Origin of the sequence: Gluconacetobacter asukensis, from assembly GCF_014174375.1 — a bacterium.
In the GTDB taxonomy this organism is placed as follows: Bacteria; Pseudomonadota; Alphaproteobacteria; order Acetobacterales; family Acetobacteraceae; genus Gluconacetobacter; species Gluconacetobacter asukensis.
This window is the reverse complement of the sequence record NZ_JABEQE010000027.1, coordinates 12697-31383: the sequence shown is the minus strand read 5'-3', so window position 1 is coordinate 31383 and position 18687 is coordinate 12697. Positions and strand designations below refer to the sequence as shown.

Sequence of the window (18687 nt, the reverse complement as noted above, 5' to 3'; positions counted from 1 at the left end):
TCAAACCCAGGCTAAACCCAGATCAAAACCAATCCCTAACAACCCATTCTCACAGGCCGTCAGAACGCCGCCAACATATCCCTTCCATTCCATATTCTATTGTCAAAGAACCGGTCCGAAGCGGTAGTGCCGTTCGGTGAGGCGGGTTTTACGGAGATCGGGGGGGGATGTCAACGCGCTTCAAAACCGCCCCAAAACACCCTGTTTTTCCCGGAAAACCGGCCCACCCAACCGAGAGCCCACACCCCTCTGTGGACAAAGAGTGGATAAGAAAATGAACTTTTTTCTGCTTTTCCATGTCAGGGCCGCGAAAGGCCCCTGAACGGGGCGGCGCATCACATTGCGCCGCCCCGCCAACCGGTCAGTCTTCGGCGATCGACCGGCCGTTGATGGTCAGCCCCTTGTCATCGGCCGACACCTTGATGCGCTCGCCATCATGGATGGTGCCATCCAGCAGCAGCCCCGCCAGGGGGTTCTGCAACGTGCGCTGGATCACCCGCTTCAGCGGACGCGCGCCGTAGACCGGATCGTAGCCTTCCTCGGCCAGCCACAGATGCCCGGGCTCGTCCAGATCCAGCTCGATATGCCGATCGTCCAGCAGCTTGCGCAGGCGCCCGATCTGGATATCGACGATGCGCGTCATGTCCGCCCGCTGGAGGCGAGAGAACAGGATGATCTCGTCCAGACGATTGAGGAATTCCGGCCGGAAGTGATTGCGCACCACCTTCATGACCTCGGCCTGCACCATATCGGTGGTTTCATTGTCCGGCAGATGCGCCAGGACATCGGACCCCAGATTGCTGGTGAGGACGATGATGGTGTTGCGGAAATCGACCGTCCGCCCCTGCCCGTCGGTCAGCCGCCCGTCATCGAGCACCTGCAGCAGGACGTTGAAGATATCCTCGTGCGCCTTCTCCACCTCGTCGAACAGGATCACCTGATAGGGCCGGCGCCGCACGGCCTCGGTCAACACGCCGCCTTCCTCGTAACCGACATAGCCCGGAGGCGCGCCGATCAGGCGGGAGACCGCATGCTTCTCCATGAACTCGCTCATGTCGATGCGCAGCAGGGCCTTCTCGTCATCGAACAGGAAGCGGGCCAGCGCCTTGCACAGCTCGGTCTTGCCCACCCCGGTCGGGCCAAGGAACAGGAACGAGCCGATCGGCCGGTTAGGGTCCTGCAAGCCCGCGCGGGCACGCCGCACCGCATTGGCCACCGCCTTCAGCGCCGGTTCCTGGCCCACCACGCTGCGGCGCAGTTCGTCCTCCATCCGCAGCAGCTTGGCGCGCTCGCCTTCCAGCATGCGGTCCACCGGCACGCCGGTCCAGCGCGACACGACGGAGGCGATGCCCTGTTCAGTCACGGCCTCGCTGACCAGCCCGGCGCCCGCGGCGGCACTTTCATTCGCTTCCTGCGCACTGGAGATCTTCCCCTCCAGATTGGGGATGACGCCGTACATCAGTTCCGACGCCCGGCCCAGATCGCCGCGCCGCTGGGCAACCTCGACATCCGACCGCGCCTGGTCGAGCTGTTCCTTCAGCTTCTGGATCGCATTCACGCGGTCCTTCTCGGCATGCCAGGCCGCCGACATGGCGTTCGATTTTTCCTCGATCTCCGCCAGTTCGGCTTCCAGCTTCACCAGACGCTCGCGGCTGGCGGCATCCTCTTCCTTGCGGATCGCCTCGCGCTCGATCTTCAGCTGGATCAGCCGACGGTCGAGTTCGTCCAGTTCCTCCGGCTTGCTGTCGATCTGCATGCGCAGACGGCTGGCCGCCTCGTCCACCAGGTCGATCGCCTTGTCGGGCAGGAAACGGTCGGTGATGTAGCGGTTGGAGAGCGTCGCCGCCGCCACCAGCGCGTTGTCGGTGATCCGCACGCCATGGTGGAGTTCGTACTTCTCCTTGATGCCGCGCAGGATCGAGATCGTGTCGGGCACCGACGGCTCGCCCACATAGACCGGCTGGAAACGCCGGGCCAGGGCCGCATCCTTCTCTATATACTTGCGGTACTCATCCAGCGTGGTCGCGCCGATGCAATGCAGCGTGCCGCGTGCCAGTTCCGGCTTGATCAGGTTGGACGCATCCATCGCGCCATCCGTCCGGCCGGCACCCACCAGCGTATGCATCTCGTCGATGAACAGGATCACCTGCCCCTCGGCGCTCTCGATCTCCTTGAGCACGGCCTTCAGCCGCTCCTCGAACTCGCCGCGGAACTTCGCGCCGGCCACCAGCGCGCCGAGATCGAGCGACAGCAGCCGCTTGTTCTTCAGCGCCTCCGGCACGTCGCCATTGACGATGCGCAGAGCCAGCCCTTCGACGATCGCGGTCTTGCCCACGCCGGGCTCGCCGATCAGGACCGGGTTGTTCTTGCTGCGCCGGGCCAGCACCTGGATCGCACGACGAATTTCCTCGTCGCGCCCGATCACCGGGTCCAGCTTGCCCTGCTGGGCGATTTCGGTCACGTCGCGGGCATATTTCTTCAGCGCGTCGAAGCTGGCTTCGGCGTTCTCGCTGGTCACAGTGCGGCCCTTGCGGATGGTGGCGACCGCCTTGTCCAGCGCCTGCGGCGTCGCACCGCCCTCACGCAGCGCGCGGCCGGCCGGCGTGTCCGAGGCGGCGATGGCCACCAGCAGGCGGTCCTGCGCCACATATTCGTCACCAGCCTTCTGCGCCGCGCTCTGCGCCGCATCCAGCAGCCGGACCAGATCGGGCGTGGCCTGGGGCTGGCCGGCCCCGCCACCCTGCACGCGGGGCAGCTTGGCCAGCGCGGCCTCGACCGCCGCCTGGATGGCCGGCGCCTGCCCACCGGCAGCACGGATCAGCGCGGACGCCGCGCCTTCCGGATCATCCAGCAGCGCCTTCAGCAGATGTTCGGGCGTCAGTTGCTGATTGTACTCACGCACCGCGATCGTCTGCGCAGCCTGAAGGAAGCCGCGCGACCGTTCGGTGAATTTCTCGATATTCATAATCCCATGTCCCTATTCATTCAGGCGACCTGAAGCTGGGGAACGCCATCCCTTATAAGGCAATGGCGCGCCACACTAAGGCCGAGATGGGGATAATGGGACGTTGTTACAAGGGCCTGGAGACGCGATGGCACATGACTGCCCCGCCCCTCACGCGGCCATTTCCATGATACCGGTCATTGAAACCGGGGTGAGATCTCCTTAACCGCCGCAACCGCGCACGCTTCGTCCAACTCTCCTCCAGGGGCGCCCGACACGCCCAATCCCCCCAGCACCGAACGATCCGCCCGGCGAAGCAGCACGCCCCCAGGCACGAACAGCACCTGCGGAATCGTGTTCAGCGCCCCATTGGGCGGCCCGGTGACCTTGGCCGCGATCAGCGCGCTGGTCGTGTCCTTGTCGAAGGTCATGCCATAGGCATAGGCCGTGTAGGCCTTGCGGTAGGACACCGAAAGCGATTGCAGCGGCACGGTATCGCCCTTGATGATCGCCTGCTCATGGCCGGACGGATCGACCACCGCGGCAGTGACGGACCAGCCGCGCGCGGCACAGATCCGCACGGCGGCTGCCGCGAGTTGGTCGGCAACCTCCCATGACAGTTTCTGGGTGGTGATGACGGAGGGCCCGGCGGCACGGGCCGGTCCCCCCACCAGCAGGCCCGCGACCGTACCGGCCGCGAGCATGCCAGCCGCCGCGCGGCGACAGCATGTCATGGCGCCTCAGCCCTTGTTGATCGCAGGGCCGAGCAGCAGCAAGTCGGCCGCCGACAGGCGGTCCGATGCCGTGCGCGCCTGATGCCAGTACGGATAGAGCAGCGGCGGCGCGCTGGCGGCATCCAGCCGGGCCATCTCTTCCGCCGACAGGCTCAGTTCCGTCGCCTTCAGATTGTCGGCCAACTGGGCATCGGTCCGCGCACCGATGACGACCGAGGTGATCGCCGGACGATGCGCAACCCACGCCAGCGCCACCTGGGCGGCCGAGACACCCCGTTCCGCGCCGATCGCCACCAGGACTTCGACGACGTCATACAGCTTCTCGACATCATAGACCGGCGGTTCGCCCCACTGGGCCAGCTGGCGCGTGCCCTCGGGCTCGGGCTTGCCGCGCCGGTGCTTGCCGGACAGCAGGCCGCCGGCCAGGGGGCTCCACACCTGCACGCCGATCCCCTGGTCCAGCGCCACCGGCAGCAACTCGTATTCGGCCTCGCGCGCCTGCAGCGAATAATAGATCTGCTGCGCCACCGGGGCGATCAGGCGGTGGCGTTCGGCCGTGCCCAGCGCCTTCATCAGATGCCAGGCCGAGAAATTGGACACGCCGGCATAGCGGATCTTGCCCGACCGGGTCAGCGTATCCAGCGCCTCCAGCGTTTCATCCAGCGGGGTCTGGCCGTCCCATTCATGCAGGTAATACAGGTCGATATGGTCGCGGCCCAGACGGCGCAGGCTGGCTTCGGCTGCCGAGACAATATGATAGCGCGACAGGCCGGCATCGTTCGCGCCCTCGCCCATGCGGAAGCGCGTCTTGGTGCTGACCAGGATTTCCGACGACCGGCCTTTCAGCGCCGCGCCCAGGATCTCCTCCGACACACCGGAGGAATAGATGTCGGCGGTATCGAAGATATTGATCCCGGCCTCGATGCACATGTCGATCTGCCGCTGCGCGCCCGCGAGGTCGGTATTGCCGGTCTTGGCGAACGCGCCCTTGCCACCGAACGTCATGGTGCCGAGCGTGAAGGCGGAGATGCGCAGGCCGGAGCGGCCGAGCTGACGATACTGCATGGATTGCCTCCTGTAACGGATCGATCAGCCGGACTATGGGCGCGCGGGGCGGAGAATGATAACCGTCAAAACCGGAAAACAGTTTCCGGAAAAGGCGAACGATGCGCGACATCGACGAGATGCGGGTGGTGACCGAAATCATTCGGCAGGGCGGCCTGTCGGCGGCGGCGCGCCATCTGGGCCTGGCACCCTCGGTCATCAGCGACCGGCTGGCCCGGCTGGAGCGCCGGCTGGGTACGCGCCTGCTGGTGCGCACCACACGGCGGCAGACCCTGACCGAAGCCGGGCGCGTCTATCTGGATGAGGCCACCACAATCCTGGCTGCCACCGAGAGAATGGAGGCACGGGTGCGCGAGACGGTCGGCACCCCCGGCGGCATGCTGCGCGTCACCGCCCCCACCCCGTTCGGCCGCTTGCGCCTGGCACCGTTCGTCGCGGATTTCGTCCGCCGCCATCCCGGCATCCGCGTGCATCTGACGCTGGAAGACCGGATGGCGGACATTGTCGGCGAAGGGTTCGACATCGCCATTCGCGGCGCGCCCGTGGTGGACACCACCCTGACCGGCCGCCGCCTGATGGAAAGCCGCCGCGTGCTGGTGGCCAGTCCGGACTATCTCGCGCGCAGGGGCATGCCGGAAACACCCGCCGATCTGGCCCACCATGACTGCCTGGTCGCCAACATGACGGGCGAGTGCCGGGCCACATGGCGCTTCGGCCGCGGCGAGGCCACCCGACCATGGCGGATCGACGGACTGCTGGCCTCCAGCAATTCGGAGCTGCCGGTGCAATGGGCCCTGGCCGGTCTGGGCCTGACCCAGAAATCGCTCTGGGAAGTCGAGGAATCCGTGCGCACCGGGCGGCTGGTGACGGTGATGGAAGCCTGGGAGCCGGACCCGGTCACCTTCTATGCCATCCACCCCGTCAGCACCGCCCACTCACAGAAGATCGCGCTGTTCATCGGCGACCTGCTGCAACCGGGCGGCATCATGGCCGATCAGGCGGCGCCGTAGGTCACATCCAGCGTGCCGACCCCGACGCAGCTTGCATGCAGCACATCGCCCGGCTGCACCGCACCGACGCCCGCCGGCGTACCGGTCATGATCAGGTCGCCCGGCGCCAGCTCGACGAAGGCACTGAGCTGCGAGACGATATCGGCGACCGGCCAGATCATGTCCGACACGTCACCCTGCTGACGGACCACCCCGTTCACCGACAGGGTGATGGGCCCGCGCTCCGGATGGCCGATCACAGCCACGGGCGCCACCGGCCCGATCGGGCAGGACTGATCGAACCCCTTGGCCAGCGCCCACGGCCGGCCGGCCTTCTTGGCGTCGGCCTGCAGGTCGCGGCGCGTCATGTCCAGGCCCAGCGCATAGCCATAGACATGCGACAGCGCCTGATCCACCGGGATATCCCGGCCGCCGGTGCCGATCGCCACCACCAGTTCGACTTCATAATGCAGATTGGCGGTCTTGACCGGAAAGGGCAGCACCCCGCCGCCAGGAACAACGGCATCGCCCGGCTTGGCAAAGAAGAAGGGCGGCGCCCGATCCGGATCGCTCCCCATTTCGCGCGCATGTTCGGCATAGTTCTGGCCCACGCACCAGATCCGGCGCACCGGGAAACGGGCATCGGTCCCCGTGACGGACAGGCTGGGCTGAGGCGGCTGAGCGATGACGTAATCGGTCATGGGGGTGTCCTTATTGACTGAACCGGGCGAGCTTATTCCCACTCTCCGCCGACATGAAAGAGCACTTACGCGGTGACATGCTTGCGCATCCGGACCAGCGGAACAGCAACCTCGTTCACGATCGCTTCGACCGTTTCGACAGGCTGGTAACCGCTCGCCACATAAAGCGGCTGGCCGCTCAGCGTCGCCATCAGTTCCACCGCCGAAAACCCTGCGGCACAAGCAGCCTGCTCGCACCCCGACAGGATCACACGGCCGATACCCTGCCGCGCGCAACGCGGGTGCGTATACATCGCGCGGATCTTCGCGGCGTCCCGGGCAGGATCGAGAAGCTGGGGGTCACGCAGGCTGGTGCTGTGATCGCCGCCATAAAGCGTCGCACGCCGGCTCCAGCCGCCGCATCCCACGATCTCGCCGTCCCTTTCGGCCACCAGATAGGTGCCGTCGACGACCAGCTGCGTATCCAGCCCCATGATCGCCCGGCTGGCCGCAATCTGTTCGGGCGTGAGGAACCCCGCCTGCAAGGTCTCGATCGACAGGGCGATCAGCGACCCCAATGCCGGAAGATCGGCCATGGCCGCCCATCGTGTGCTGACAGCCTGCATCACACACAGCCCTTTCGATGGATTCCGGCAGGGTTTCTGTTCTTTTTTGCAAAAAAAGAACCAAAAAACTCCTGATTCCTTCAGAAACCTTGTGCTGGGGACACACGATGTCCCTGAACAGATCAAAAGTCTTTTTGCTTCTTTTTCTTCAGAAAAAGAAGACTTACGGCCGGGCAGGTGCAATCACCCGCCCGGCCGGTCTCATGATCAGTTACGGGTCTTGTCGACCAGCGCGTTCTTGCCGATCCACGGCATCATCGCGCGCAGCTTCTCGCCGACCTGCTCGATCTGGTGGGCGTTGTTGCGTGCACGGATCGCCTTGAAGCCGACATTGCCGGACTGGTTTTCCAGGATGAAGTTGCGCACGAAGGTGCCGTCCTGGATGTCGGTCAGGACGCGCTTCATCTCGGCCTTGGTCTCGGAGGTCACGATGCGCGGGCCGGTGACGTATTCGCCGTATTCCGCCGTGTTCGAGATCGAGTAGTTCATGTTCGCGATGCCGCCTTCATAGATCAGGTCGACGATCAGCTTGGTCTCGTGCAGGCACTCGAAATACGCCATCTCGGGCGCATAGCCGGCCTCGACCAGCGTCTCGAACCCGGCGCGGATCAGCTCGACCAGACCACCGCACAGCACCGCCTGCTCGCCGAACAGGTCGGTCTCGACCTCTTCCTTGAAACTCGTCTCGATGATGCCGGCCCGGCCGCCGCCATTGGCCGAGGCATAGGACAGCGCGATTTCCAGCGCATTGCCCGACGCGTTCTGCGCCACGGCAACCAGCGAGGGCACGCCGCCGCCACGCTGATATTCCGAACGTACCGTGTGGCCGGGGCCCTTGGGCGCGATCAGGAACACGTCCAGGTCCGGACGGGCCTCGATGATGCGGAAATGGATCGACAGACCATGCGCGAAGGCCAGCGCCGCGCCCTGCTTCAGGTTGGCTTCCAGATGCTCCTTGTACAGCGCACCCTGGCCCTCGTCCGGGGTCAGCACCATCACGACGTCGGCCCAGGCGGCGGCGGCGGAGGGGTCCATGACCTTGAAGCCCGCGCCCTCGGCCTTGGCCACGGCGGTCGAGCCCGGACGCAGGCCGATCACCATCTCGGTGACGCCGCTGTCCTTCAGGTTGTTGGCATGGGCGTGGCCCTGGCTGCCATAGCCGATGATCGCGACCTTCTTGGACTTGATCAGGTTCACGTCGGCGTCGCGATCATAATACACGCGCATGATAAGACCTCCTGTTGAGACGAAAGATAAGGATGGATGACCCGCGGTCAGATCGTCCGGGGGCCCCGGATGATCGCGGCCACGCCCGTGCGGGAAACTTCGGCCAGGCCGAGCGGACGCATCAGGTCGATGAACGAATCGAGCTTCTCGGTCGCACCGGTCAGCTCGAAGACGAAGGATGTGGCGGTGGTGTCCACCGCGCGCGCGCGGAAGGCCTCGGCAATGCGCAGGGCCTCGGTCCGGGCCTCGCCGGACGAGACGACCTTCACCAGCGCCATTTCACGCGCGACATGCGGCCCCACCTGCGTCAGGTTGGCCACGCGATAGACCGGCACCAGCCGCCCCACCTGGGCCTTGATCTGCTCGATCACCTGCGGGGTGCCGGAGGTCACGATATTGATGCGCGACTGGTGGCGCGACTGCTCGACCGGCGCCACGGTCAGGCTTTCGATATTGTAGCCACGACCCGAAAACAGCCCGATCACGCGGGCCAGCACGCCGCTTTCGTTTTCCACCAGAATGGAGATGACCGCGGAGACAATCGTCTCGTCCTGCATGGTCATGATGAGAATTCCTGAACAGGGCCCGGCACGGGGCGAACCCCGCTGCCGGTATATATCAAGGGAAGCGGCCGGATGGGCCGGGGGCGAAGGGACGTCGGATCAGACCAGCATGCGGCCCTCGGCGCTGACCTTCACCTCGCCTTCCTGCTCGGGGCCCAGAAGCATCTGGTTGTGGGCCGCGCCGGACGGGATCATCGGATAGCAGTTCTCGTCCTGCGCCACGCAGATATCGGCCACCACCGCGCCGGGCTCGGCCAGCATGGCGCGGATCACGTCATCCAGTTCACCCACGCAGGTCGCGCGCATGCCCTTGGCATGGAAGCTCTCGGCGAGGCGGATGAAATCCGGCAGCGCCGCGCTGTAGCTCTCGGAATAGCGCGAACCATGCAGCAGTTCCTGCCACTGGCGGACCATGCCCATATACTGATTGTTCAGGATGAACAGCTTCACCGGCAGGCGGTACTGGGCGATGGTGCCCAGTTCCTGGATGTTCATCAGCGTCGAGGCCTCGCCCGCGATGTCGATCACCAGCGCGTCGGGATGGGCAACCTGCGCGCCCACCGCCGCCGGCAGGCCGTACCCCATGGTGCCCAGCCCGCCAGAGGTCAGCCAGCGGTTCGGCCGGTCGAACTGGAAATGCTGCGCGGCCCACATCTGATGCTGGCCCACCTCGGTCGACACGAACGTGTCGCGCCCGGTTTCCATCGCCAGCTCATACAGCCGGCGGACGGCATGCTGCGGCCGGATGATCGCCGAAGGCGTCATGTCCTGGTCGAAATGCAGGCTGCGGATACCACGCCAGGCGTCGATCTGCTGCCACCACTGACCCAGCGCCGCCGGATCGGGCGCGCCATCCTGACGGTCCCATTCCTCCAGCATCATCTCGATCACGCGGCCGGCATCGCCGACGATCGGCACGTCGACCTGCACGATCTTGTTGATCTGCGAGGGCTCGATATCGGCATGGATCTTGAACGAATCCGGCGAGAACGCATCCAGCCGCCCGGTCACCCGGTCGTCGAACCGCGCCCCCAGCGCAACCAGCACGTCGCAGCCATGGGTGGCCAGATTGGCCTCGTAGGTTCCGTGCATGCCCAGCATGCCCAGGAACTGCCGGTCGGTGGTCGGATAGGCACCCAGCCCCATCAGGGTCGAGGTGCAGGGGAAGCCGGTCTTGCGCACCAGCCGGCCCAGCGCCTCACAGGCCTGCGGGCCCGCATTGATGATGCCGCCGCCGGTATAGAACAACGGCCGGCGGGCACGCTTCATCGCCGCGACGGCGCGCACCACCGCCTCGCGCTCCGGCTCGGTGCGCGGGCGGTAGGACGGATGCGGCGCGCGCGACGCCGGGGCATAGGGCGCCGGCCCCACCGAGATGTTCTTGGGCAGGTCCACCACCACCGGGCCCGGACGGCCGCTGCGGGCGATGTGGAAGGCCTCGTGCGCCACGCGGGCCAGATCGGCCGGTTTCCTCACCAGATAATTATGCTTGGTGGCCTGACGGGTGATGCCCGTGGTGTCGGCCTCCTGGAACGCATCGGTGCCGATCAGCGGCACACCGACCTGCCCGGTGAAGCACACCACCGGGATGGAATCCATCAGCGCATCCACCAGGCCGGTCACGGCATTGGTCGCGCCCGGGCCGCTGGTGACCAGCACCACGCCGACCTTGCCGGTCGAGCGCGCATAGGCCTCGGCCGCGTGCACGGCCGCCTGCTCGTGCCGCACCAGGATGTGACGCACCGCGTTCTGCTTGAACAGCGCGTCATAGATCGGCAGCACCGCACCGCCCGGATAGCCGAAGATGACATCGACCCCCTGCTCGACGAGAACGCGAAGCAAAACCTCGGCACCGGAGAGGACAATATCCGCTCCGTGGTCACGCGTGTTCGGCTTCAGGTCGTTCAGGTTGGGTGTCGCGTTCATGTCCCTGCTCCTCCATCCGGCGTGTTTGACGCGGAGCCACAAGGCCCCCTCCGGACGGAATGTGGGCTGGGTTTAGGGAAACTGACGGCCCGCGTCAATCCGATTTAGAATAAAAGAAATGACGTTGCCGTAATTTCTTTCCATTTGTTGCGCATCGCTGTCGATCCGCGTGTCGATCACCCGCGTATCGGCCTCATCCGCCAGGCTGTGATGGGCAAACCAGGTCGTCTGCCGCCGCGTGTAGCGCCCGGTCGCCAGCACCGCCCGGCCCGCTGCTTCCTCCACTGTCAGCTCCCCGCGCAGATGGGCCGCCAGTTCCGGCACGCCATGCGCGCGCATCGCCGGCAGGGCCGGGGACAGGTCCTGCGCCAGCAGCGTCCGCACTTCCTCCAGCGCCCCGGCCGCCAGCATCGCATCGAAGCGCCGCGCGATCGCGGCCCGCAACGCATCACGCGGCGGCTCCAGCCGCACCGCCACCCGGTGACAGGCCAGAGGCGGCAGCGTCGCGGCCCGGCGCCAATGGGCCATGCCGTGCCCGGTGCCCGACCAGACCTCCCACGCGCGGGCCACGCGCTGGCTGTCGGAGGGGCGCAGCGCGGCCGCACTTTCGGGATCGACCGCCGCCAGCCGGGCATGCAGCGCCGCCGACCCCTCTTCCTCGACCAGCCGGCGCGCCTCGGCCCGGGCTTCGGCACCAGGGTCGGGAATGTCGGTCAATCCATCGGTCAGCGCGCGCATATACATGCCGGTGCCGCCGCACAGCACCGGCAGCCGCCCTTCAGCCCACGCCGCCTCGATTTCCGCTATCGCACGGGCGCGCCACCAGGCGACGCTGCCGGTCTCGTGCGCGGGCAGCACACCATACAGACGATGCGGCACGGCCGCTTCTTCTTCCGGCGTCGGCCGGGCGGTCAGCACCCGCAGATCGCGATAGACCTGCATCGAATCCGCGTTGATGATCACGCTGTCCGTCGCGCGCGCCACCGCCAGCGCCAGCGCCGATTTGCCCGAGCAGGTCGGCCCCGCGATCACCACCACCGGCCGTTGCGACAGATCCACCGCTTGCGTCATGCCGCCTTCCCTGTCACACGCCTGTTCGTCATGTCGCTGTCCCATACCATCACGCTCGTCGCCCGCCGCGACGCCACGACCCTGACCGACGCCGATGCCCGCGCCGCGCGGGACATGGTGAAGGGCGGCGTCCCCGTCATCCTCTCGCCCGGCGAGGCCGTGGATATTCCCAGCCCCGCGCCCCATTCGGGCATGCCGACGCTGGACACGATGCGCGCCGTCTTCGGCCCGCGCCAGATCGACGTCCTTCTGACGCGTTCGCGCGGACGACGCAAAGGGCTTCTGGTCGCGGACATGGACAGCACCATCGTCGCCAACGAGACGCTGGACGACCTGGCCGCCCATGCCGGCATCGGCGAGCGCATCGCCGAGATCACCCGCCGCTCGATGAACGGCGAGATCGATTTCGCCGCCGCCCTGCGCGAGCGCGTTTCCCTGCTGGCCGGCCTGCCCGCCACCCTGCTGGAAACCGCCTGGAGCGACGTACGCCTCAACGAGGGCGCGCGCGAACTGGTGGCCACCATGCGGGCCCGCAACGCCCGCACCGCCCTGGTCTCCGGCGGCTTCACCTTCTTCACCAGCCGCGTCGCGGCCCTGTGCGGCTTTACCGAACACCATGCGAACGTGCTGGAGATCCAGAAGGGCATCCTGACCGGCACGGTCGGCGAGCCGATCCTGGGCCCCGACACCAAGCTGGCCCATCTGCGCCGCCTGGCCGAAGACGGGCGCCTGAAACCCGCCGCCACCATGGCCGTGGGCGACGGCGCCAACGACCTGGCCATGCTGAAGGACGCCGGCCTCGGCATCGCCTTCCACGCCAAGCCGATCGTCCGCGCGGCAATCGGCAACCGGGTGGAACATGCCAGCCTGCGCGCGCTGCTGTTCGCGCAGGGTTATCCGGCAGCGTCGTTTGTAACTGGCGAGTAAGACTCTTCTTTTTCTGAAGAAAAAGAAGCAAAAAGACTTTCAATCGTTCAGGGCCATCGCGTGTCCCCAGCACAAGGCTCCTGAACGAATAAAAGTTTTTTGGTTCTTTTTTTCAAAAAAGAACTTCTACCGCTTTCCCTTCGCCATCCGCGCCGACGCATCCTGCGCCTCGATAAACACATGCGTCACCTCGGGCACCGCCGCGCGGATCTGTTCCTCGATATGAGAGACTGACCGTTCCACCTGCCCGGCGCTCAACCCGTTGTCGAAATCCAGGCTCAACGCCACCAGCACATCCGACGGACCGAAATGCATCGAACGCATTTCGTTCAGCCCCAGCACGCCCGGTTCACGCAGGGCCAGGGCCCGGACCTTGGCCTGGGATTCCACCGCCATGCCCTCGCCGGTCAGCAGGGACTGGGTTTCCCGCGCCAGGAAGGCGGCGGTCACGGTCAGGATCACGCCGATCAGGATCGAGGCCACGCCGTCGAGCATCGGCTGGTCCAGCGTTTCCGCCAGGATATTGCCCAGCAACGCGACCAGCAGGCCGCACAGCGCCGCCGTATCCTCGAACAGCACGGTAAAGACGGTCGGGTCCTTGCTGTGGCGCACCGCCTCGATCCAGCCGCGCCGCCCCTTGCCGTTGCGCCGGAACTCCCGCAGCGCCATCAGCCAAACCGAGCCCTCGAACAGGATGGCCAGCGCCAGCACCACGTAATTGACGACGACATGATCCACCGGCTGGGGATGACGAATGCGGCTGACACCCTCGATCACCGAGACACCGGCCCCGAGGCCGAAGATCAGCAGCGCCACGACGAAGGTCCAGAAATACAGTTCCAGCCCATAGCCGAACGGATGCAGCGGCGTGGCCGGGCGCGCGGCGCGGCGCAGGCCCACCAGCAGCAGCATCTGGTTGCCGGTGTCGATCAGCGAATGGATCGCCTCGCTCAGCATCGCGGCGCTGCCGGTCATGAAGGCGGCGGCGAACTTGACGACCGCGACCAGCAGGTTGCCCCCCAGGGCCGCGTAGATCACGAAACGGGACGAAGAGGCGGCCATGGTCACTCCGGACAGCGAAGGCCCAGCATAGACGGGATGCCGGCCGCGTCGAAGGTGCCGACACCGAAAACCAGCCCCCCGAAGCGGGCGGCAGTTGCGGGCGGGTCGGCCCGCACCTTATAAAAGGCGGCTTCAGACCATGGATCGGCCGGCCGGCCGCGTCCGCTTTCGCACGGAGTGTCAGGTGCGCACCACTGTCGTCCAGATGGCCCCCGGCGCGTCCCTGCCGGACAATATCGCCCAGGCCCGTGACCTGATCGCGACCGCCGTCGCCGCCGACCGGCCCGAGCTGGTGGTGCTGCCGGAAATCTGGAGCTGCCTGGGCGGCGCGGCCGAAACCAAATTCGCCAACGCCGAGGAACTGCCCGCCCCCGGCGCGACGGCCGGCGCCGGCCCGCTCTATCGTTTCCTCTCCGAGACCGCACGCGAACACGGCATCACCCTGCATGGCGGGTCGATCGGCCAGCGATATGGCGGGAAGCTGCTGAACACCAGCCTCGTCTTCGGCCCCGACGGGGTGGAACGGGCGCGCTACAGCAAGATCCACCTGTTCGACATCACCACCCCCGGCGGCGAAGGCTATCGCGAAAGCGATACCTACGCCCCGGGCGAGGACGTCGTGACCGTCCCCGTGGGCGCGTTCACCGCTGGGCTGGCCATCTGCTACGATCTGCGCTTCGCCGAACTGTTCCTGGCCCTGCGCAAGCGGGGCGCGAACGTGATCGTGCTGCCGGCAGCCTTCACCGCCGAGACCGGCGAGGCCCACTGGGCCACGCTGCTGCGCGCCCGGGCGATCGAAACCCAGTGCTGGGTCGTGGCCTGCGGCACCACCGGCACCCATATCGATGCGGGCGGCCATGCCCGGCGCACCTACGGCCATTCCATGATCATCGACCCCTGGGGCACGATCGTCACCCAGGCGTCGAACGGCGTCGGCTGGGCGACGGCGACCCTGACCCTCGACCAGGTCGAGCGTGTCCGTGCCGGCATGCCCGTGCTGGCCCATCGCCGCCTGGGAGCCTGACCGGACATGCGCGCTGGCGGCAATCCGACGCGCGTTTCCTGCGCTTCGGTGCTCACTTCCATCAAGGCCGCTCCGCTCCGATGCTCGGAAACCCACGCCGGGCGCGGCCCTTGCGGGCCGCTCTCGCTCGCCAGCCCACATGTCCGGTCAGGCTCTGAATACGTGACAGCGCCCCACCCGGCCGTGACCGTGCGATGACCGAAGTCCATCCCCCCGTCTGGCCCCGCAGTGGCGCGCCGCGCCGCCTGTGCTTCATCTCGGCCCCGAACGATGCGGCCCGCCGGACGCAGGACGAGCTGGTCGCCCGTTACGGCCAGTATGCCCCACCAGACGCCGACGCCGTCATCTGCCTGGGCGGCGACGGCTTCATGCTGGAGACGCTGCACAGCATGCTGGGCGAGCCGACGCCGGTCTACGGGATCAATTGCGGATCGGTCGGGTTCCTGATGAATCCGTCCGTGCCCGACGACCTGCCGGCCCATCTGGCACATACCCAGGCCGCGACGCTGCACCCGCTGCGCATGTGCTCGGTCGACCGCGCGGGCGTCGAGACCAAGGCCCTGGCCCTGAACGACGTGTTCCTGTTCCGCCAGACCCGACAGGCCGCGAAGATCGAGATCGAGGTGGATGGCCGGGTCCGGATGCCGGAACTGATCTGCGACGGCGTGCTGGTCGCCACCCCGGCCGGGTCGACCGCCTATAACCTGTCCGCCCACGGGCCGATCGTCCCGCTCTCGGCCAATCTCCTGCCCCTGACCCCGATCAGCGCCTTCCGCCCCCGGCGCTGGCGCGGCGCGCTGCTGCCCTCCACCGCGCGGGTGACGCTGACGATCCTGGAAAGCGAGAAACGCCCCGTCGCGGCCGTCGCCGACTTCACGGAAGTCCGCGACGTGGTGCGGGTCGAGATCGCCGAGGACCGCACCCTCCACGCGACCCTTCTGTTCGACGCGGACCAGAGCCTGTCCGAACGGATCCTGGCGGAACAGTTCACGGTCTGAGAAACTGTTTCGAATAGCCCCGCTGATCCACGCCGAAGGCGATATCCCGTTCGCCCTCATCGCCTGGCCCCTCGCCTGCGGCCCGGCATTGCCCGTCACGGCACTGCCCGCACATTGCTGGAACGGCGCCGGACTGGCGTGGAGAAGGTTCCTTCTTTTGTCTTACGAAAAAGAAGCAAAAAGACTTTTGATCCGTTCAGGGCCATCGCATGACCCAGCAAAAAAACTCCTGAACGAATCAAAAGTTTTTTGGTTCTTTTTTTCAAAAAAAGAACAGAAGCCAACACTTCTCCACCCATCCCGCCCGTCCTACCGTTACAGGCAGGAACGGCTTCACATGACGTTCGCCGCGCGGCGTCCATGGGCCAGCGTGGCGGGCTCCGCCGCCGGCTATGCGCTGGACGGGTTCGATTTCCTGATCCTGAGCTTCATCATGCCGGCCTGGTGCACCAATGCGCTAGGCATCCTGATTCTCTGCTCGGTTCAGAATTTCTGTTATTATGGCGTCATGATCTGGCTGCCGAACGACCTGGCGACCCATTTCGGCTACACCCTGACGCGCACCGGGCTCTGGACCGCCATGACCGTCCTGGGCATGGCGGCCGGCATGGTCGCCTTCGGCCAGGTGGCGGACCGGATCGGGCGCAGGACCGCCTTCAGGATCTGGATGCTCGGCGCCGCCACGATGGCCATCGTCTATTCCCTGATGACGACACCGCGGGCGCGATCATGGGGTTCTTCGTCAATGGCATGATCGGCGGCTATGGCGCCCTGATCAGCGATTGCTACCCGGCGCCGATCCGCGCCACGGCGCAGAACCTGCTGTTCAACGCGGGCCGGCTTGTCGGCGGGTTCGGCCCGGTCGCCATCGGCGCGCTGGCCGCTTCATGGGGGATCGGCAGGACCATCGCCGTCCTCTCGATCCTCTATCTTCTCGACCTCGCCGCCCTGTCCCTGATCCGGGAACGGCTGCCCGCCCCTGCCTCAACCGGCATCGAACAGTGACAGCATCCCGATGGTGGCAGCATCGCTCGCCGCGATGAAATCCTCGTCGTGCGACGCATACAGAACCATCCTGTCGCGCCCGGCCTGCCGCAGCAGGCGCGCCAGATCGTCGCGGGCGGCCCGGTCCAGGCCGTTCGACGGCTCGTCCAGCAGCAGCACGGGCGGCGCGCCGATCCAGGCCGCGCACAGCAGCATCTTCTTGCGCGTGCCCAGCGACATGGCATCGAAGCGTGTGCGCAGATGCCGCTCCAGATCGAACCCGCCGATCATGGCACGGATATCGGGACCGATCGCCATCCGCCGGGCGGCCGCGACGAAACGCAGAAGATCCTCGCCGGTCATGAAGGGATAGACAGGGCTTTCATCCGGCACATAGGCCAGACGTCGCCTTGCGTCCTCGGGGGCCTGCATCAGGTCGATCCCGTCGATCAGGACGCGACCGGCCTCGATCGGTTGCGCGCCGGCCAGCATGCGCAGCAACGTCGATTTGCCGATGCCGTTTTCCCCCCGCAGCGCATGCACCCCCGGCCCGAGATCCAGCCCGAGCCCGTCAAAAATCGTCCGGCCGCGAACGGAGGCAAGCAGCCCTTCGCAGACCAGATGCCCACCGCCGCTCATCGCGACACCGCCGCCATCGCGGCACCCGACCAGCCGGCGGCCAGCAGCAGGCTGAGCATCAGGCGATAACGCCCACCCCGCAGCACCGGCCAGCGCAGCAGCACCAAAAGCCCCTGCCCCGCCACCGCCAGCCCGGCAAAGACCGCCAGCAGGGCGCCGCCCTGCCGGGCCTGCGGCCGGAACAGGATCGCCAATGGCACCAGATTGATCAGCATCAGGAACCCCGTATCGCGCAATGGCCAGTAGCGCGGCGGCAAGGGCAACGTGGCCAGATAGCCCGCCGCAGCACGATGCGCGTCAAACAAGGTGCGGTACAGGCCCGCCAGCAGCAGGCCGATCACCGCCACGGCCACGATCATGGTCGGCACTGCGCGCGTGTCGAAATCGAACAGCGCAACCAGCCGCGCCACTCCCAGAGCCAGCGCAACCGCCGCACCGATCCGAAACACGGACAGCACCGGCCGATCCGCCAGAATGCCGCCCTGAATATGCAGCGCGGGCGGGACGAACCGTGCGCGGTCGAGTACACCGGTCGCCGGCCTGGCGCGCCGGAGCCACCATTGTCCGCCCGCCACCGCCAGACGGCTACCGACATGCGCCACCGCCCCAGCCCCTACAAGCGCCGCCGCCAGCAGGCACCAGCGCTCCACGGGCGATGCGGCACCCAACCCGGCGGCAAGCAGCACGTCACCGACCACAACCCCAACGAGCAGGACCAACCGCCGGGTAACGACGGCGTGCTGGGCAAGCGCCGCCAGACCCAGCACCCCCAGAAAGCAGTACACCGGATACGGCCCGTCCGCAGGCGCGGCAATCCGCCCGGCGGCCAACCCGGCTGACAGCAGCAATGGGCCATTCGCCACCGCCAGCATGGTGGCCTCGACCGCCAGGCGAACGCGACGGCCCACCGGCAAGGTGGCCACATAATCCATGAACGCGCCCCCCAGCAGCGCCCGTCGTTGCGGCATGATCCACAGCATGGCCGCCAGATCGATCACCACCGCCAGCACGGCATGCCCCGCCATCCCCACACCGGGCGCAACCACCGCCCCCAGCAGCACGGAAAATTTGAGAAAGGGTGCTACGATCGGCGCCCCCGGCACCAGCAGGGTTGCCAGCAGCGCCCATTGCCAATGCCGTGCCAGCAGGTCGCGGCCGAGCCGGCCGTACCATTCCAGACGCAGGCGCGCCAGACAACCATACATGCCGCGTTCCCCTCCCCGATCTC

At 66.7% G+C, this 18687-nt stretch carries 19 protein-coding genes; 6 read left to right on the top strand and 13 right to left on the bottom strand.

The window, feature by feature from the left end; genetic code table 11:
* Positions 1-361 precede the first annotated feature (361 nt).
* The 3 genes from clpB to HLH35_RS18555 all read right to left on the bottom strand — a co-directional run bounded on the left by clpB (position 362) and on the right by HLH35_RS18555 (position 4743).
* Positions 362-2965 carry an ATP-dependent chaperone ClpB gene (gene clpB / locus HLH35_RS18565; RefSeq protein ID WP_182980560.1) on the bottom strand — a complete coding sequence of 868 codons (2604 nt, stop codon included), beginning with the start codon at positions 2963-2965 and terminating at the stop codon, positions 362-364.
* 176 nt (positions 2966-3141) lie between these two features.
* Complete coding sequence (locus HLH35_RS18560; protein ID WP_182980559.1) at positions 3142-3678, bottom strand: GlcG/HbpS family heme-binding protein; 537 nt, start codon at positions 3676-3678, stop codon at positions 3142-3144.
* A 6-nt stretch (positions 3679-3684) separates the two neighbouring features.
* Positions 3685-4743 (bottom strand): aldo/keto reductase, encoded by a 1059-nt coding sequence (locus tag HLH35_RS18555; protein WP_182980558.1) that lies wholly within the window; start codon positions 4741-4743, stop codon positions 3685-3687.
* A gap of 101 nt (positions 4744-4844) precedes the next feature.
* On the opposite strand from HLH35_RS18555, the gene HLH35_RS18550 reads away from it, so the two are divergent.
* Positions 4845-5753 carry a LysR family transcriptional regulator gene (locus HLH35_RS18550; RefSeq protein WP_182980557.1) on the top strand — a complete coding sequence of 303 codons (909 nt, stop codon included), beginning with the start codon at positions 4845-4847 and terminating at the stop codon, positions 5751-5753.
* On the opposite strand, the gene HLH35_RS18545 is transcribed toward HLH35_RS18550, so the two are convergent.
* The 6 genes from HLH35_RS18545 to miaA form a co-directional block, all read right to left on the bottom strand.
* Complete coding sequence (locus tag HLH35_RS18545) at positions 5738-6433, bottom strand: fumarylacetoacetate hydrolase family protein (RefSeq protein WP_182980556.1); 696 nt, start codon at positions 6431-6433, stop codon at positions 5738-5740. The genes HLH35_RS18550 and HLH35_RS18545 overlap by 16 nt on opposite strands.
* A 65-nt stretch (positions 6434-6498) precedes the next feature.
* Positions 6499-7008, bottom strand: a complete 510-nt coding sequence (locus HLH35_RS18540; protein ID WP_246385221.1) for a GNAT family N-acetyltransferase — start codon at positions 7006-7008, stop codon at positions 6499-6501.
* A 237-nt stretch (positions 7009-7245) separates the two neighbouring features.
* Complete coding sequence (ilvC, locus tag HLH35_RS18535) at positions 7246-8265, bottom strand: ketol-acid reductoisomerase (protein ID WP_182980554.1); 1020 nt, start codon at positions 8263-8265, stop codon at positions 7246-7248.
* Positions 8266-8312: 47 nt separating this feature from the next.
* Positions 8313-8822 (bottom strand): acetolactate synthase small subunit, encoded by a 510-nt coding sequence (gene ilvN / locus HLH35_RS18530; RefSeq protein ID WP_371858508.1) that lies wholly within the window; start codon positions 8820-8822, stop codon positions 8313-8315.
* A 105-nt stretch (positions 8823-8927) separates the two neighbouring features.
* Positions 8928-10754: a biosynthetic-type acetolactate synthase large subunit gene (gene ilvB / locus HLH35_RS18525; protein WP_182980553.1), complete on the bottom strand. Its 1827-nt coding sequence runs from the start codon at positions 10752-10754 to the stop codon at positions 8928-8930.
* A gap of 72 nt (positions 10755-10826) precedes the next feature.
* Positions 10827-11825, bottom strand: coding sequence for a tRNA (adenosine(37)-N6)-dimethylallyltransferase MiaA (gene miaA, locus HLH35_RS18520; protein WP_182980552.1), 999 nt, complete (start codon positions 11823-11825; stop codon positions 10827-10829).
* A 30-nt stretch (positions 11826-11855) separates the two neighbouring features.
* On the opposite strand from miaA, the gene serB reads away from it, so the two are divergent.
* Positions 11856-12752: a phosphoserine phosphatase SerB gene (gene serB / locus HLH35_RS18515; protein ID WP_182980551.1), complete on the top strand. Its 897-nt coding sequence runs from the start codon at positions 11856-11858 to the stop codon at positions 12750-12752.
* 126 nt (positions 12753-12878) lie between these two features.
* On the opposite strand, the gene HLH35_RS18510 is transcribed toward serB, so the two are convergent.
* Positions 12879-13814, bottom strand: a complete 936-nt coding sequence (locus HLH35_RS18510; protein ID WP_182980550.1) for a cation diffusion facilitator family transporter — start codon at positions 13812-13814, stop codon at positions 12879-12881.
* Between the two features lie 184 nt (positions 13815-13998).
* On the opposite strand from HLH35_RS18510, the gene HLH35_RS18505 reads away from it, so the two are divergent.
* Together HLH35_RS18505 and HLH35_RS18500 are read left to right on the top strand one after the other, a co-directional pair.
* Complete coding sequence (locus HLH35_RS18505) at positions 13999-14838, top strand: nitrilase-related carbon-nitrogen hydrolase (protein ID WP_182980549.1); 840 nt, start codon at positions 13999-14001, stop codon at positions 14836-14838.
* Between the two features lie 194 nt (positions 14839-15032).
* Positions 15033-15836 (top strand): NAD kinase, encoded by an 804-nt coding sequence (locus tag HLH35_RS18500; RefSeq protein WP_182980548.1) that lies wholly within the window; start codon positions 15033-15035, stop codon positions 15834-15836.
* 95 nt (positions 15837-15931) lie between these two features.
* Here HLH35_RS18500 and HLH35_RS18495 read toward each other — a convergent pair whose 3' ends face one another.
* Positions 15932-16135 carry a hypothetical protein gene (locus HLH35_RS18495; RefSeq protein ID WP_182980547.1) on the bottom strand — a complete coding sequence of 68 codons (204 nt, stop codon included), beginning with the start codon at positions 16133-16135 and terminating at the stop codon, positions 15932-15934.
* 38 nt (positions 16136-16173) lie between these two features.
* Here HLH35_RS18495 and HLH35_RS20055 point away from each other — a divergent pair, with 38 nt between their 5' ends.
* Positions 16174-16590 carry an MFS transporter gene (locus tag HLH35_RS20055; RefSeq protein WP_246385220.1) on the top strand — a complete coding sequence of 139 codons (417 nt, stop codon included), beginning with the start codon at positions 16174-16176 and terminating at the stop codon, positions 16588-16590.
* Positions 16566-16841 (top strand): MFS transporter, encoded by a 276-nt coding sequence (locus HLH35_RS20050; RefSeq protein ID WP_246385219.1) that lies wholly within the window; start codon positions 16566-16568, stop codon positions 16839-16841. The genes HLH35_RS20055 and HLH35_RS20050 overlap by 25 nt, the downstream gene beginning before the upstream one ends.
* Here HLH35_RS20050 and HLH35_RS18485 read toward each other — a convergent pair.
* Together HLH35_RS18485 and HLH35_RS18480 are read right to left on the bottom strand one after the other, a co-directional pair.
* Positions 16821-17459, bottom strand: coding sequence for an ABC transporter ATP-binding protein (locus HLH35_RS18485; RefSeq protein ID WP_182980546.1), 639 nt, complete (start codon positions 17457-17459; stop codon positions 16821-16823). The two genes, HLH35_RS20050 and HLH35_RS18485, sit on opposite strands and share 21 nt — an antisense overlap.
* Positions 17456-18664, bottom strand: a complete 1209-nt coding sequence (locus HLH35_RS18480; RefSeq protein WP_182980545.1) for a hypothetical protein — start codon at positions 18662-18664, stop codon at positions 17456-17458. The genes HLH35_RS18485 and HLH35_RS18480 overlap by 4 nt, the downstream gene beginning before the upstream one ends.
* Positions 18665-18687 lie beyond the last annotated feature (23 nt).